Genomic DNA, 16,059 nt, shown 5'->3' on the forward strand with positions numbered 1-16,059 from the left:
ACGACGGCGTACGGCCGCTATTCCCCGACGACGGGGTTCTCGAGGACCCCGATGCCCTCTATCTCTACCTCGACGGTGTCGCCCGGTTCCATCAGTTCCGGTGGATCGCGGAAGATGCCGACGCCGCCCGGGGTCCCCGTGGAGATGACGTCGCCGGGACGCAGCGTCATCGCGTCGCTGATGTACGCGATCAGTTCGTCGACGTCGAAGATGAACTGCTCCGTGTTCGAGGACTGTTTGGTCTCGCCGTTGAGGCGACAGGCCACGTCGACGCCGTTGGGATCGAACCCGCCGCCAGCGACGAGCGTCGGCCCCATCGGCGAGAACGTGTCGTAGCTCTTCCCGCGGAAGAACTGTCCGTCGTCGAACTGCGCGTCGCGTCCGCTCACGTCGTTGATGACTGTATAGCCGGCCACGTGGTCTCTGACTTCGTCGGGGTCGAGGCTACTGGCCGTCTGGCCGATGACGACGCCCAGTTCGACCTCGTAGTCGACGTCGTCGAGGTCGGCGGGGTGGACGATCGGGTCACCGGGGTTCGTGACGGACGTCGCCGCCTTCGAGAACAGCAGTGGTTTCTCGGGGATCTCCTCGTCCTGTTCCTCGGCGTGGTCGCGGTAGTTCAGACCGGCACAGACGATTTTTCCCGGGGCTTCGACCGGCGCGAGCAGCGAAACGTCGCCGTCGACGGCCGTCAGCGACCCCGTCTCGAGCGCTTCGCGGACTCTGCGTCGGTAGCCCGCCGACCCGATGTCGGCGAGCGTCGGATCGCTGCCGGGCCAGTCGGCGAGCGAGTAGACCTGCTCGTCTGCTCGGACGCCCCACTCCGGACCTGTACCTGCGACTGTGTAGCGGACGAACTGCATACCAGTTAACGATTGCCGCGCCAGTATTTAAACGTTCCACGTTCAGCGCTGGTCGGGTCTGTTGGCGACCGCGGTGTCGTCGACGGGTCGCTTCGGTCGAGCGTCGAAATCGAGGTGCAAAACCGGCAGCGCTCTTCCCGATTCCACTACGGGAGCCAGCCGCCTCATTCCACATTCAATATAGCGACATACGGTTCATCAGACCGATATCGCCCACCGAATAATACTTCTCTTTGACACTATTGGGCAACGGACGCTTCGCCGACCCTCGAATCAGGACTCGAAGGTTCGCTCGATGAGGTACTTCACGAGATACATCGACGCGACGATGCTCACGAGCATCACCACGATGACGATGAGGATCATGAACAGACGAACGAGTCCGGGGTCTGCCATGCTATGGTGCCCTCCCTTCGACCCGTTCGTAGCGGTTGGGGGCCGTGTCCATATCCACGCTAAGCCAATCCAGCGTCAAGCCGTTTTGGATTCGCCAACCGCCGTCGGCTTTCGTGGGAGAGCGATAGCGAATCAGACGTCGGTGGCGGTAGGTTATCGACACCGACCGGGTCGGCGTGAAGGCACGTTCCCACCGCGCCGGTCCAGTAGCGGCCGAGAGTCACTTCTGGTGGCATTTCGGGACGCGTTCGTCGCCGTATCGGACTCGTCCTCGGGTAGCCGTCGCGTAGGAGACGGCTAACCTTACGGTCCGTTCCCGACCCTCGCGTATGGGGATTGACTCGGGCGCAGAAGGCGGCGAACACCCGGACCGGGAGAACAATCCGTATCAGCGAGACGGGCTTCAAGGTGTGGTGCAGGCCCTCTACAACAGAGTGCGGCCGCACTTACCGCGAAAGATGGGCGTGTACAACGGTGTGCACGCACGGGGACCGAGGCTCTTCGACGTCTCCGACGTACTCCCGGACTACGAAGACGACTTGCTCGGACTGGTGCGAGAAGCCGTCGACGACGGTGACCACGTGACACTCGTCGGCGGAGGACTCGGGATATCGACTATCGTCGCAGCGAGGCAGGGGGCGGCGTCGCTCACCGTCTACGAGCCAGCAGCAGACCGTGCGCGCCTCGTCGCGGAGAACGCAGCCCTCCACGACGTCCAACGCATCGAAGTCCATCACGCGGCCGTCGGGGACGCCGCAAACGCGGCCGGCCCCGTTGCCGGAGCAGACAGAATCACACCCGCGGACCTACCGGACGGTGACGTACTCGTCCTCGACTGTGAGGGTGCGGAGGTAGACATCATCACCGAGATGCCAAACGGGTACCGGGCCGTCGTCGTCGAGACGCACGGCGCGTTAGGTACGTCGAAAGACGACGTCCACAGCGCACTGGAGACTCACGACGCCGAGGTTCTGGCAGTCAGCGAAGACAACCCTGCGGCTGGGATATACACGATACTCGCACGGCTGTAGGCTGTCTGCCGAGACGGCAGACCCGTCGACGCCCTGCTCAAAGCGCTCTGGCGAACGTCGATACAGTGACCGAGCGGGTTGGCCGAGTTTAACACACCAGCTAGTGAGGATTGGCGAATCATCACCGACGACCCCGCACCGAACGCTACCCCTCCTGGCCGGGCGGGCTATCGAGATACGTTCGAACGAGCCCACAATTGGTGGCCCGACGGTACCGACCGCGAGGTCCCGGAAGTCATTCAGAGACAGGCCACTGCCGACCCGGCCCGCACGGAATTCCACACCGAGCGAGCCGCAAATTTATATCCGTGAATGTAGCCCTTCGACGGCGACGGCGCTTCGCCAGCTCGTAGATAGATGCGTATGAGTGTACTCATATTGGGGCGAATTGCGAGCCCATTGGCACAAATAAGTGTCTTTATCCGGTAAGGTAGGACTACTTTGAAGTGCGCGGGGTGAGAGGGGGTGGTATGGCAGCGGACAACGATGGGACCGAGCGAACGTCCGTTCGGACGTACGTCCCAGCCTATCAGAAAGAGCGGTGGCGCGAACACGCCGACGAACTCGACATGAGTCAGAGTGAGTTCGTCCGGACGATGGTGCAGGCGGGTCGGAGCGGTTTCGAGCCACCGGAATCGGCATCGACGGGTGGCGTCCCGGATAGCGGCGGCCGAGAGGAACCCACTTCTCCGGACACAACCCCTGGGGTCGACGGCCTGAAGACGCGGGTGCAGGACGTTCTCGCCGACGGGGGCCACTACGACTGGGACGAGTTGCTCGCGGAACTCACTGACGACATCGAACAGCGACTCGACGAGACGTTACAGGAACTCCAGTCGTCGGGTCGGGTCCGTTACAGCGGCCGGCACGGAGGGTACGTGCTGGACGAATGAGTTCAGACGCCACCACGCCGGACGCGAGCGAAGACCCGGTCGGGTACTTCCTCGACGACATCACCTATCACGGCAAGAGCGACCGGACGCGGTCGTTCTACGAACGCGTCCTCCGTGACTTCGAATCGTTTCTCTCTGAAGGCGGGCGTCCGATCCCAGTCGCCGAGGCGTCCCACCGCGACTGTATGGCGTACGTCCACGGCCTCCGGGGGGAGCAAAGCGAGAGCACGGTCGCTACCTACGCCTCCTACCTCCACCGATTCTACGCGTACATGACGCAGGTCGGGACCTTCGAATCGAACCCGATGACGCTGGTGATGGAGGAGATGGACGAATCCATCAATACCGATCCGACTCGCCGGGAAATCGGAATACCGGCGATGCGTGCGTTCGTCGCCGGCGTGACCCATCCGCTCGAACGGGCCGTCGTCGTCACGTTGCTCAAGACCGGGATGCGTGTCGGCGAGCTCTGCAACCTCGACGTGCGTGACCTGAACCTCGCCGATGCAGGTCCGCGGCCCGACGTCCCCGTCCGTGCGAGCCTCGACGGCCGGGCGGATTCGCTGTACGTCTCGGCGGCCCCGGCCCGTACCAGCGTCGTCAACGGCGAGGAACGCACGGCCTCGAACAAGCGAAAGCGGGATACGACCGTCCCCGTCGACGACGAATTAGCCGCTGTCCTCCGTCGTTGGCTCGCGATACGCCCGGATACGCAATCGCCGGCCGAGCCGCTTTTCGTCTCGACGAGCGGCGACTGGGGACAGCGATTGACGCCGGACATGGTCCATCACGTCGTCGAGACGCACGCTCGAAGGCACGGTTGGTACCGCGACGGCGGCGGCGCCGAAGAGAACGTCACGCCCCACTACTTCCGGCACTTTTTCACCACACACCTCCGGGACCGCACCGGAGACCGGGGGGTCGTGAAGTATCTTCGAGGCGACGTCGCCCAAGACGTCATCGACACCTACACCCACGAGTGGGGCGACCGCGTCAGGGACGTCTACACGGCGAATATCTACTCACTGCTGTAGCCAACTCGAATTTTGTTGCCCTCGAAACAACAGTACTGTGGCCGCTGCCAGACTCATAAATCACATAGTGCTATATCGAAACACCTGTGGGGTGTTCTGAAGATGGGGGTATAATGCACAGGGTCAACTGGCGTTTCTCAGGGATGTGAGTGGTAGCTGGCGGCCGGGCTAACCGGTACAATCGGGCGTTTTATCAGAATGATGAGACAGAATCAGTCTTCGTCGTCCAGCTGGGCGCGGAGTTCTTCGAGTTGGATCTGTTGAAATCCTCAGGGAGTTACAGGTACGTCCGGTAGTCTGACCGGATGGAAGCCCTCCCGAAATCGCGCTTGCTCCGGTTCGTTGAGCAAGCGTGTGAAAAGTGAGGCGGGAGAATTTCTTGCTGGTCAATGGCAGAAATCGCCCGCCTCAGCGGTAGTAGTGACTGGATTGATTTGGATTTTGTGGAGCGCGAGCGGACACCCGAGCCAGCGATGGAGCTCGGTATTCAGATGCACGTGGCGGTATTGTCACTCTCGAATACCATCTCTGTTCTTGATAATGGCCGTTCGAAGAATACATCCGCATGGTCACACGCGCAGCGTGGAAGGCACTCTCAGTTCGCCGCTCGATCCCAGCGAACCGCCCACCTGACGACCGGTTCGAGCGGTAATACCGACCGGGACACCTCTCCAAGCAGTGGCAACGCTGTCGTGTCGGCGGCGGTAGTTCGCCGCCGACACCTTCGTGAGATCGCTGGCCTGAAGTGGACGTCAACTGCTGGTCCGGCGACTGTTTCATCAGTGAACTCGCTCGTCAGAACCAGTTAGCCAAGGACGCTTTGTGAGGTACTGAAACGAACGAAATTCTCTATTTTCGGCTGTTTTCGACCACTACAACCGCTCTCACCAAAATCTTTCTCAAAGAACTGCGGCACAAACACGATGTCGAAACCACCGTATTTCTCTTCGATGGTGCGAAACATCTCCAACCTGCACTGCAACGAGCCGGGCTCCGATTTCAGACAGAACGCCACGGAAATCGAAACGCCATCGAACGTATTTTCCGAGAAGTAAAGGGTCGAACCTCTTCGTTTTCAAACTGCTTCAGCAACGTCGAACCGAGTACAGCTGAAAACTGGCTCTAGAGTTTCGCTCGCTGGCACAATGCTCCAAACTAAACACTGCCATTTGTGGTGTGTAACCAGTGTGCGGTAACAGTGTTCGTTATCCAACCGCCAATTCGACCAAAGATAACCCCGAGTACACATAATACACTCAATATAACCACGGAGGAAATAGTGAACATAAACGGTCCGCCCTTCCAGCTTGTAATATATGCCATATTAGGCGGGATAGATAAAATAAAGCTAATGATGGCACCAATAAATGCAGTGCGGAGTCCCGCGGCACCCGGATCTGCCGAACGAGCGACTGCGATACCCCCAGCAAGTACGGTCCCGAATAACAATATTGAACCAGAAGGGCCCTGTCCAGAGATGGACAGCGAATTTCCGACAACGTTGATAGCTAGCCCACCCAGCGCACCGAGAACTGCAATCCGCCATACCTGAGGAATGCCGCGAATTCGAGGGGTATATACCATACCAAATATACCTATGTGTCTTTGTGGTAATATAAATTTCGGAGAATAAATGGGCACGGCACTGTCTAGTTGAGCGAGTTTGAGAAGCGAGGAGGCCGTAGCGAGAAGTGCTCATGCAACTCACAAACCTCCTCAGAGAGACGTTAGATGAGGACAGCCAAGACGTTTGGGAGAACGAGCGCACCCCGACACCCGTCCGGCGGTTTGGGGTGCGTCTCCATACGGCGGGGCTGTCGATCAGGGAGACGGTCGCTATCTTAGAGTTGCTGGGTGTCGACCGTTCTCACGGTGCGGTCTGGAACTGGGTTCATACGTTGTCTGAAGCACAGAACGACCCGCCGACGGCGCAGCCGTCGCGGGTCGCGGTCGACGAGAAACAAATCGAGGTCGATGGCGAGAAAAAGTGGTTGTACGCTGCTGTCGATACTGAATCAAAGCTGCTGCTCGAAGTTGACGTGTTCAGCCGCCGCGGGACTGACCCCGCGGCGGCGTTCCTGCATCGGCTCACTCAGAAACACGATGTCGCCGAGACAGTGTTTCTCGTTGATGCTGGCAACTAGACTATAGCATAAAATGACATACATTCCTGCAACATTACAATAAGTACAGTTACTAAACTAGAGACACAAAGATTTCATTCTAGGGCGAAATAGTGTAATTATGATGGATAGACGTACGGTATTAGGAAGTGTCTCCACTGCAATATTAACCACTTTAGCTGGCTGCAGCAGATCTCTTATAGGCGACGACACAGATACATCATCAGAAGAGGATTATACAACCGATACCGATGCACATGATACACCCGATTTAACTGAACCCTGCAGTGTTTCATCGACACCAGAAGCGGATTACCCTGTTTTTCCTTCAGAAATAACTGAAGAGAATGTCGAGACATTCGCTGTCGATTTTGAAAAACGATTCGCCGAAGCAACAATCAAAAACCAGCCAAATAAAAAATTTGGTGGATTCGACGGATCGACAGGAAATGTCCATGAAAAAACGAAGAGTGGATATTTCATTGAAGTTACCGTGTCTGTCGATTATTCGATGGCTCGAGGAGATGAAACGGGAACAGATCTGGGCAGTGAAACTTTCAATTCATGGTACTATATTAATTCAAAGTTTGCTTCTCGCTCTGATAGAGACACATCTGGCTCTCCACCTAATTCGGGATGGAAGACTGTTGCTTGTGCTTAGACCTAAACTATTACCACCAAAAGCCGAATAAACTCATTACACTGACCGATATTGAGTCGCGCGCCCGTTCCCAATCTGACGAATTCGACATTCCTTCCAGCCGGAGGTCAGTACCGACACCGACTTCACGAGCGAACGCATGGACCACGGCGCCCGCCGAGTTATCCTGCAAGCAATTCACATCGTGGAAGGTACGCGTCCCGAGGACTTCGTCGGGACCTAACTCGCAACCGTGGAATTGATCGTCGTCTGGTTTCTCGGGCATCAAATCACGAGCCTACGGTGGGGCTCACCGATTGTGCCCCGGAAAAATAGGCTCGTCAGTACTCACTGGGTACAGATGTAGCAGACTGAATGCTCGTCCCAGAGAAACCTCCGAGGTTGTGGTTCGCCACGAATGGCCCAACGAACTCGGGTGATCTGGCTGAACCCACCGGTCCCTGATCAACCGATTTGATAGAACGTCATAACATCGGTACCTCTGTTAGAAACGACCGCCTACGTCGGCGTTCGCCCACACGTCAGTTCGCATCTGCCGAACGCTCCGCGATGGTAGTTCGGACAGACGGGTCCGCGCCATCCCGCAGTTTCTGGCGGGATGGACACGCGAAGGCGTACCGCTCTACCGCAATGGGTGTGAGATTGTTTGTAGGTGACGAACGCGAGGTGGAGCACCAGCACCCCGTCGTCCCGCGACAGCCGTCTCGGCGGCTGTGAGACAGCGACCCATCCGTTCGGCGTCCGCAAACGACCCCGGAAGCAGTCAAACGGTGGCGTCAGCACGCGATCCAACGACCGTCTACGCATACCGTTCTCAATCGTGTAGCTCGCGTCCTCGCTGGCGAGGACGGGAACGGTCGGAGCAGCTTTCCGGATAGCCGAGTCCAGTGTACTCGGACCGGTCCGCGATATCGATCGGCCGGCAGAAGTGAGCGTCTCGCCCGCGATCACCGGAGAGCGAACCCGAGGACAACGGGGCTGGTCGACCGGAAGCCGGTGGCTAGGTGCCTCGTCTGTGGCCGCTGGGGAAAGATATATGTGTAGTGTGAATGAAGTAACATGTGTATTAGACCCATGGTAAGCGATAGCCATTCAGACGGGCGTCTCTCACGACGGAAGTATATCACGGCAGTCGGCCTCGGCGTGAGTGTGGGACTCGCCGGATGTGGCGGCGACGGCGGTGACGGCGGTGGGGACGGAAGCGGAGACGGTGAGACGACGGCCGGCGACGGCGGTGGTGGCGGCGAGACGACGGCCGGTGATGGGACGACGACGGGCGGCGACCAGCAACAGACCTACCAGTTCGGGTTCTCCATCAAGAACATGAACAACCCGTGGCTACAGGTGTTCCGCAAAATCGGGGAGATCTACGCGGAGGAGCTGGGTCACGAGATACAGGTCACGCAGGCCGGCGGGGACGCACAGACGCAGATTCAGAACGTTCGGAGTATGCTAAACAGCGGCATCGACGGCCTGCTCATCAGCCCCTACTCCTCGGACGCCGCCGTCGGCGTCATCGAACGGGCGACCGAACAGGGCGTCCCAGTGTACACGGCCAACTCTTCGGCCCCGACGGACGCCATCCCGATGTTCACCGGGTTCGGGAGCTTCAACGCCGGCTATCGGGCGGGCCAGCTGATGGTCGAGGCACTGAACGACACCTACGGCGGGAGCCGCGTCGTCGACCTCGTCGGCGATCAGGCCGACCAGTCGGCGGTCCGCCGGAGCGAGGGGTTCCGACAGGCCATCAGCGAGGCCGACGGCATCGAAGTCGCACGGGTCATCTACAACAAGGGGTGGAGTCAGCAACGGGCCACCCAGAACCTCAGTGCGTTCCTCCAGAGCGACAAGGACATCCACGGTATCTACGCCGTCTGGGGCGGGGGCGCGTTGGCGGCGGTCAACGTCTTAGACCAGATGGGGATGCTCGCGACGCGGGACGACACGGAGAACTACATTCCCATCATGAACATAGACGGGTTCCCGGGCGTCATCGACGCCATCAGGCAGGGGTACGTCCACACCACCCTCCAGCAACCGATGCCGTTCTACGCCCCGATCTCGCTGGAGTACATGCTCCACCACCTCGACACTGGGAGCCCTGCGGTGCCACAACCCGGAGACGAAGTCAAGGCGGGGAGCTCCGCGAGCCTTCCCGGAACGGTCGCCGTCGAGAACATCGAGTACAACGGTGTTCGACCCCTCTCGGAACCGTACTGGTCGCCCGGGACGGTGACGGAGTGGACGTCGAACGACACCGCTTACTACCCGTGGCTGAAGCCCAAGACGGTCGCCATCACGCAGGAGAACGCCGACGCTGGCTACCTCTGGGGGAACTACGCGAGCGAGATACTGGAGTGATGCAGGCACCCATCGAGAGACCGCATTTATGAGTATCCGAGACAGAGATTGGGCGGACGTACTGGACCGGACGAGCGGCGAGAGTACCAAGTGGTTGCTCTGGGGCCTCGACAACATGATCTGGCCCATCGTCATCGTGACCTTCGCCGTCTTCGCGGTGTTGATGCCAGAGGTGTTCACCTCGGCCAGCAACATCCAGTTCATGCTGTACTCCAGTGCGGGACTGGGTGCGCTGGTACTGGCCGAGTCGCTCTGTCTCCTGAGCGGGAACTTCGACCTGTCGATCGGTTCTATTGCCGGCTTCTCGGCGATGGTCACCGCGCTCTTCCTGAACACGTGGTTCCCGTCGACCCCCGGCCTCGTCGGCGTCGTGCTGGTGCTCGCAATCGGCGGCGCTATCGGATTCGTCAACGGCGTCTCCATCGGCTACTTCGGCATCAACCCCTTCCTGCAGACGCTGGCCTTCTTCATCATCTTCCGGGGCGCGGTGTTCCTGCTGTCGACCATTACCGTTGCGCCGCTACCCGAGTCGTACCTGTTCATCGGCGGCGCGCTCGTCGGTGACCTGCCACTCATCGGTGAAGCGGGGTCTATCTGGTTGATCGACTCGATACCTATCGCGGTGCTGTTGATAGTGGGGCTGTACGCCGCGACGTGGTTCGTCATGAACTACCGGCGCATCGGACTGGCCATCATGGCCGTCGGCGGCGACGAGAACGCCGCCGAGGAAGCCGGGATTCCGCGCGAGCGAGTCCTACTCATCGTCTTCACCACCTCGGGCGTCCTGAGTGGCCTCGCGGGCCTGCTGTACACCGGCTATCTCAGCGCCGCGCCGCCGGGTCTCGCGGAGGGTGACCTCTTCCCGGCGTTCGCGGGGGCCGTCATCGGCGGCATCAGCCTCACCGGGGGTCGCGGCGACATCGAGAACGCCTTCGGCGGGATGTTCCTGCTGACGATGATTCAGGTCGGCCTCGTGCAGGTCGGCGTCGGCGGCGACGCCATCCAGTTCATCAACGGACTGGTGTTGTTGCTGGCGATCTACCTCTACACCACCGAAGCGAAGATTCGGCATCGCCTCCTGTCGACCTGAGCGGTCGGCTTTCTCGCCGGTCGTTGCTGTCACGCGAACCGCTATCGGACAGTGAGCGACCAGCAGAACGCCCTATGCCCCTCGTGTGTGAACCGACACCAACCTATAAGCTACCTGTCTGTGAAGTGAACGGTATGCCACGGCTGAACGGCAGTGAGATCATCGCCGAGTACCTCGAACGGGAGGGTGTCGAGTACATCGTCGGCATCCCGGGTCACGGGAGCACGCTGCTGATAGACGCGTTCAACGACGCCTCGGTCGACGTCGTCCAACCTCGCCACGAACAGGGGGCGACACACTTAGCGGACGGCTACGCCCGCGCGAGCGGCGACCCGCTCGTCGTGTTCACCTCCATCGGCCCCGGTGCGACTAACACCGTCACTGGGGTGGCGACGGCGTTCGTCGACTCCATCCCGATGGTCGTGTTGACCGGCGGGCCACAGACCCACGAGTACGGACAGGGTATCTTACAGGAAATAGAACGAAAGCACCCCGGTGATTTCCCGAGCGTGATGGAACCGATAACGAAGGAGACGTTTCAGGTCCACGACGTCGAACACCTCCCACGCACGCTCCGACGGGCGTTTCAGGAGGCCGTGACCGGCCGTCCGGCCCCGGTACACATCGAGATTCCGATGGACGTGCAGGCCGCCGAGGCGGACGTCGAAATCCCGGACCCGGCACAGTCGAGAGCGCAGTATCGCCCCGCCGGCGACCCGCGGGCCGTCTCCGAGGCCGCCGAACTGCTCGTAAACGCCGAGCGCCCGGTCATCGTCCCCGGTGGCGGCGCGATGCTCGCCGAAGCGTGGGACGAGGTGCAGGAACTCGCCGAGTACCTGCAAGTTCCGGTCAGTCCGACGTTTCAGGGTAAAGGCATCGTCCCGGAGGACCACGACCTGTTCGTCGGATACGCGGGCGCGTGGGGGACGACGGCCGGCAACGAACTCTGTAGCAGCGCCGACGTGATTCTCGCGCTCGGGGTCAGGTTCTCGGACCTGCACACGTCGTCGTTCGACCCCGGCGTGAGCTTCGAGATTCCGCCCACGAAGCTGATTCACGTCGACGTCGACACCCACGAAATCGGGAAGAACTACCCCGTCGAGGTCGGCGTACAGGGTGACGCGAAGGTGGTCGCTCGACAGATTCGCGACGAAATCGAGGAGCGAATCGACCCCGTCGGCACGGCGGAAAACGAGTACTACGATGAGGTACAGCGTCGCTGGGCCGAGTGGGCGGACCGCATCGAGGACCGCCACACCGAGGACTCGGTGCCCCTGTCGATGGCCCGCGTTCTCGGTGCGCTACGGAACGTCCTCGAGAGGGACGCCATCGTCACGTCGGGTGCCGGCCACCCACAGGACATCACGAACCCCGAGTTCCCGGTGTACGAACCGCGGTCGAACATCTCCGCGGGCGGGTTCTCCACCATGGGGTTCTCGCTCCCGGCCTCGATGGGCGCGAAACTCGCCGCACCCGACAGACAGGTGGTCTCCATACAGGGCGACGGCAGTTTCCTCCACTGCAATCAGGAGCTAATCGCGGCGGTTCAGGAAGACATCGACGTGAACGTCCTCGTCCTCAACAACCACGCGTGGCTCTCGATACGGAACCTGCAGGTCACCCAATCGGGATGGGACCGCGTCCTCGCGACGGAGTTCGACGAGGCACACGACTACGACGCCGTCGGCATGGCCGAGTCGATGGGCGTCGAGTACGCAGACCGGGTGTTCGAACCCGACGACCTCGAACCGTCGCTGTCCGGGATGGTCGAACACGACGGGCCGGCGCTCGTCGAGGCCGTCGTCCAGCGAGAGACGACAGAGACGGGCGGCATCATGACCGGCGCGTGGCACCTGCCCGGCCTCGGCGAAGGCTACGAATCCGACGAGCGGCCCGGCGACGAGTCGGCCGAGGTAACAGAGGACGCGGCCGGCGACGACTGAGCGTACCCCGACGTCGGGGAAATACTTTTGTAACCTAGCTGATTATTATTGTCTATGTCAGAGAGTGGCACGACGAACCTCATCGAAATGCGCGGCATCGAGAAACACTTCGGCCGCGTCGTGGCGCTGAACGGCGTCGACCTCGAAGTGCGGGAGGGCGAGATAATGGGGCTGCTCGGTGACAACGGGTCGGGCAAGTCCACGCTCATCAAGACGCTCGTTGGCGTCCACCAACCCGACGCCGGCGAGGTGTTCATCCGCGGCGAGCAGGTCCACATCTCGAATCCCAAAGAGGCCCGGAAGTACGGTATCTCGACGGTGTATCAGGACCTCGCGCTCGTCGACACCCTCTCGGTATCGGCCAACATGTTCCTCGCGCGCAACCCGATGAAGCGCTACGCCGGCATCTCGGTGGTCGACTGGGAGACGATGAACGAACAGGCTGAAGAGATAATCCGGAGCCGTCTGAACCTCGAAATCGACCCGACGGCGCGCGTCGAGTTTCTCTCCGGCGGTGAGCGGCAGGCCGTCGCCATCGCACGGTCGCTCGTCACCGACCCGGACCTCGTCATCATGGACGAACCGACCTCCGCCCTCTCTGCTGACTCCGCCCGACGGGTCCGTGACCTCATCCAGACGCTCAACGACGAGGGCATCACGGTGCTGCTCATCACGCACAACATGGACGAGGTGTTCGCGCTCACCGACCGCGTGACTATCCTCGACAGCGGCGACCTCGTCGGCACCGTCGCCACCGACCGCGTGACCAAAGAGGACATCGTCCAGATGATGGTCTCCGGCGAGATGCCCGCCAGCATTCAGGACACGACGGGCGACACCGAAGCCCACGCCTGAGCGGGCCGATAGGTCCGTCGCCGAATCGTCCGGCCACCGCTCTCGACGGCAGGCCCCTACTCATACTGGTGGCTGTAAGTTCGTACAGATATTCGCCACCCCGGGGTGGCGAAGTACTGCAGTTTGTTACAGCCACCAGTATCAGCCCATCACGAGCGTCACCGGTACGTCGACGCTTAGAATCACGTCCTGTGTCGTGTCGCCGAAGACGGCCTTGCCGGTCGGCGTCCGTTGCCGGCCGGTGAGGAACACGTGGTCACAGTCGAACTCCTCGGTGGCGGCGACGATTCGGTCCGCCGAGTCCCCGAACGCCCCCTCGACGCTGAAGCGAACGTCCTCGGGGAGAAGCGCCTCACCGAGGTCCGTCGCGAACGACTCCGCGCCCTCGATGCCGGCCCGATAGTTGTGGTCGACGCCGGTCAACTCGCGCATCTTGTCACGGACGGCGCCGCTGTCGAAGGTGTCCGTGACGTGAAACAGTAGCAGTTCGCTGCCCGACCCGCGGGCGAAGTCGGTGGCGACGTCGAGCAGTTCGAGTACTTGTTGCTCCGGTTCGACGACGACGAGCGCACGCGTCATATCCGACTAGACGGGCCAGCAACGCAAAAACCCACGTGCCGGTCAGGGCTCGACGAGGACCTTCACGAGGTCCGTCGACTCGTCCGTGATGGCGTCGAACCCCGCCGGAACGATGTCGTCGAGGTCGATAGTCGCCGAGACGAACGCGTCCGTATCGACGTCGCCGGCGGCCAGCGACCGGATGACGGCGTCGAACTCGCCGCGGTGTGACAGCGGAGGATAGGCGTAGGTCTGACTCCCCTGTACCGTTCGCTCGGTGGTGACGACCTCCTTTAGGTCCGTCTCCGTCGTCTCCTCGAAGACGGCCCCGACGGTGACGACGCCGCCGCGGCGGGTGCTCCGGAGCGCCGCGTTGAAGGAGGGGTCGACGCCCGCGTACTCGAAGGCGTGGTCGACGCCGCCCGCCGTCTCGGCCCGAATGCGCTCGACGGGGTCCGCGGTGGTCGGGTCTATCGTCACGTCGGCCCCCAGTCGGTCCGCGATAGCCCGTCGACCGTCCTGCGGTTCGGAGACGAACAGCCGTTTCACGCCGGCGTCGAGGGCGGCGTGGACCGCCGTGAGGCCGATGGGGCCGGCCCCGAACACGGCGGCGGTGTCGCCGGGGCGCAGGTTCGCCCGGCGGACGGCGTGGAGGCCGACCGCCAGCGGTTCGACCAGTGCGCCGTCTTTCAGCGATACGTCGCCGGGGAGTTCGTGGACCTGCGGTTCGGGGACGACGACGTTCTCCGCGAACCCGCCCGTGTCTGTCTGGAGGCCGATAGCGGCGGCGTTCTCACAGCGGTTGTGGTGCCCTTCCTCGCAGTAGTAGCAGTCGTGACACGGGATGTTCGGCTCGACGACGACACGGGCGCCCTCGGAGAGTCTCGTCACGTCCTCACCGACCTCGGAGACGACGCCGGAGAACTCGTGACCGATGGTCACCGGCAGTGACTCGCCGGTCCGTGGATGGGGCGCTGCGGGCGTGAAAATCGGCCCCCCGAGGTACTCGTGTAAGTCGGTACCACAGATGCCACACCACGCGACGTCGATGCGGACGTCGTCCGGGCCGACGTCGTCGGTCGGTACGTCTTCGACGCGGACGTCTCCCGGACCGTAGTACACTGCTGCTTTCATGGCTGGATTCGTGTTGTATGCCCTCGCAAGGCACTACCAGAACGTTCGCCAGCGGTCGACAAAAGCGTTCTCCCGCCCCGCTGCCTACGAGCGAACGTGTCCGAACACTATTGTCGACCGCCGCCGAACGTGTAGGTGTCACGATGGTTCCACGACTTCCGACCGGTGAGAGCGACGATTCGAGCGGGCAGCCGCGGCCGACGCGGACCCCGAGGAGGGCGCGTTGATGCTCCCGTTTTCGGTCTGCCTCGAGATGCTGTACACCGACCGCCCATTTATCGACCGGTTTCAGCCGGTCGCGTCCCTCGGTGCCGAAGCCGTGGAGTTCTGGACGTGGGCGGACAAGAACCTCGACGCGGTCGAGCGGACGCTGGCGTCGACCGACCTCGACCTCGTCGGGATGGTCGGCACCGAGGGCCCGCTAACCGACCCAGACCGACTCGACGAGACGGTCGCGGAGATAGAGCGGTCGGTCGCGGTCGCCGAGCGTCTCGACTGTCCGACCCTCTTCGTCCTCACCGGCGACGACCAACCGGGCGTGACCGAGGACCGACAGCGCGAACTGGTCGCCGAGGGGTTGCGTGCCGCCGCACCGACCGCCGAGGACGCGGGCGTCACGCTGGTCCTCGAACCGCTGAACACCGCCGTCGACCATCCCGGCTACTTCCTCGAAGCGGCCGACGTCGGGTTCGACGTCGTGCGGTCCGTCGACAGCCCCGCAGTCGCCCTCCTGTACGACGTCTACCACCAGCAGGTGACCGAAGGCAACATCATCGAAACGATGACGGAGAACGTCGAGGACATCGGCCACGTCCACATCGCAGACGTGCCCGGTCGGTACGAACCGGGGACGGGAGAACTCAACTACCCGAACATCCTCGACGCTGTCGACGAGGCGGGATTCGACGGCTACGTCGGATTCGAGTACCGGGCCCGAGCGGACCCCGAAAGCGCGATTCGCGCCGGCCTCTCGCTGGGAGAGCGACGACCGGGCCGAGACGTCTCGTAAGCAGTGTATTACTAAGACGACGAGCGCCCCGCAACGCTGGAAGAGCCGGTCGGACGGCCCCCGGCCGTCCCGTTCCCGGTTGTGCGTCGACGCCTCGGGTTTCCGATT

14 protein-coding genes and 2 pseudogenes are annotated in these 16,059 nt (G+C 61.8%); 12 read left to right on the forward strand and 4 right to left on the reverse strand.

Going from position 1 to position 16,059, the window contains the following annotated elements:
* Positions 1–17: 17 nt before the first annotated feature.
* On the reverse strand, positions 18–863 hold the full coding sequence (locus NDI85_RS02880) for a fumarylacetoacetate hydrolase family protein (RefSeq protein WP_310914855.1): 846 nt from the start codon (positions 861–863) through the stop codon (positions 18–20).
* A gap of 273 nt (positions 864–1,136) precedes the next feature.
* Positions 1,137–1,259, reverse strand: a complete 123-nt coding sequence (locus NDI85_RS02885; RefSeq protein ID WP_255491937.1) for a hypothetical protein — start codon at positions 1,257–1,259, stop codon at positions 1,137–1,139.
* A gap of 329 nt (positions 1,260–1,588) precedes the next feature.
* On the opposite strand from NDI85_RS02885, the gene NDI85_RS02890 reads away from it, so the two are divergent.
* The 11 genes and pseudogenes from NDI85_RS02890 (at position 1,589) to NDI85_RS02940 (ending at position 13,250) form a co-directional block, all read left to right on the forward strand.
* Positions 1,589–2,290 carry a hypothetical protein gene (locus tag NDI85_RS02890; RefSeq protein ID WP_310914856.1) on the forward strand — a complete coding sequence of 234 codons (702 nt, stop codon included), beginning with the start codon at positions 1,589–1,591 and terminating at the stop codon, positions 2,288–2,290.
* A 470-nt stretch (positions 2,291–2,760) separates the two neighbouring features.
* On the forward strand, positions 2,761–3,183 hold the full coding sequence (locus NDI85_RS02895; RefSeq protein WP_188994799.1) for a DUF5805 domain-containing protein: 423 nt from the start codon (positions 2,761–2,763) through the stop codon (positions 3,181–3,183).
* Entirely contained in the window at positions 3,180–4,217 is a 1,038-nt protein-coding gene (locus NDI85_RS02900; RefSeq protein ID WP_310914857.1) for a tyrosine-type recombinase/integrase, read from the forward strand. Before NDI85_RS02895 ends, NDI85_RS02900 begins: the two co-directional genes overlap by 4 nt.
* A 389-nt stretch (positions 4,218–4,606) precedes the next feature.
* Positions 4,607–5,343, forward strand: a pseudogene (locus NDI85_RS22280) (IS6 family transposase).
* A complete protein-coding gene (locus NDI85_RS22285; protein WP_152418527.1) occupies positions 5,327–5,413 on the forward strand; it encodes a hypothetical protein in 87 nt (28 codons plus the stop codon). The pseudogene NDI85_RS22280 and the gene NDI85_RS22285 overlap by 17 nt, the downstream one beginning before the upstream one ends.
* A gap of 501 nt (positions 5,414–5,914) precedes the next feature.
* Positions 5,915–6,355 (forward strand): annotated as a pseudogene (locus tag NDI85_RS02915) (IS6 family transposase); the annotation flags it as partial.
* 109 nt (positions 6,356–6,464) lie between these two features.
* A complete protein-coding gene (locus NDI85_RS02920) occupies positions 6,465–7,001 on the forward strand; it encodes a hypothetical protein (protein WP_310914858.1) in 537 nt (178 codons plus the stop codon).
* 1,149 nt (positions 7,002–8,150) lie between these two features.
* Positions 8,151–9,362, forward strand: coding sequence for a sugar ABC transporter substrate-binding protein (locus tag NDI85_RS02925; RefSeq protein WP_188994793.1), 1,212 nt, complete (start codon positions 8,151–8,153; stop codon positions 9,360–9,362).
* 28 nt (positions 9,363–9,390) lie between these two features.
* A complete protein-coding gene (locus NDI85_RS02930) occupies positions 9,391–10,452 on the forward strand; it encodes an ABC transporter permease (RefSeq protein WP_188994791.1) in 1,062 nt (353 codons plus the stop codon).
* 134 nt (positions 10,453–10,586) lie between these two features.
* Complete coding sequence (locus NDI85_RS02935; RefSeq protein ID WP_310914859.1) at positions 10,587–12,395, forward strand: thiamine pyrophosphate-binding protein; 1,809 nt, start codon at positions 10,587–10,589, stop codon at positions 12,393–12,395.
* A gap of 54 nt (positions 12,396–12,449) precedes the next feature.
* Complete coding sequence (locus NDI85_RS02940) at positions 12,450–13,250, forward strand: ATP-binding cassette domain-containing protein (RefSeq protein WP_310914860.1); 801 nt, start codon at positions 12,450–12,452, stop codon at positions 13,248–13,250.
* Between the two features lie 141 nt (positions 13,251–13,391).
* Here the strand turns inward: NDI85_RS02940 and NDI85_RS02945 are convergent, their stop codons facing one another.
* Complete coding sequence (locus NDI85_RS02945; protein ID WP_310914861.1) at positions 13,392–13,829, reverse strand: universal stress protein; 438 nt, start codon at positions 13,827–13,829, stop codon at positions 13,392–13,394.
* A 42-nt stretch (positions 13,830–13,871) separates the two neighbouring features.
* The gene (locus NDI85_RS02950) at positions 13,872–14,942 is read right to left on the reverse strand and encodes a 2,3-butanediol dehydrogenase (protein ID WP_188994783.1); all 1,071 of its coding nucleotides are present in this window, start codon (positions 14,940–14,942) and stop codon (positions 13,872–13,874) included.
* 226 nt (positions 14,943–15,168) lie between these two features.
* On the opposite strand from NDI85_RS02950, the gene NDI85_RS02955 reads away from it, so the two are divergent.
* Positions 15,169–15,951, forward strand: coding sequence for a TIM barrel protein (locus NDI85_RS02955; protein ID WP_310914862.1), 783 nt, complete (start codon positions 15,169–15,171; stop codon positions 15,949–15,951).
* Positions 15,952–16,059 lie beyond the last annotated feature (108 nt).

Source organism: Haloarcula sp. S1AR25-4 (genome assembly GCF_031624555.1).
In the GTDB taxonomy this organism is placed as follows: Archaea; Halobacteriota; Halobacteria; order Halobacteriales; family Haloarculaceae; genus Haloarcula; species Haloarcula pellucida.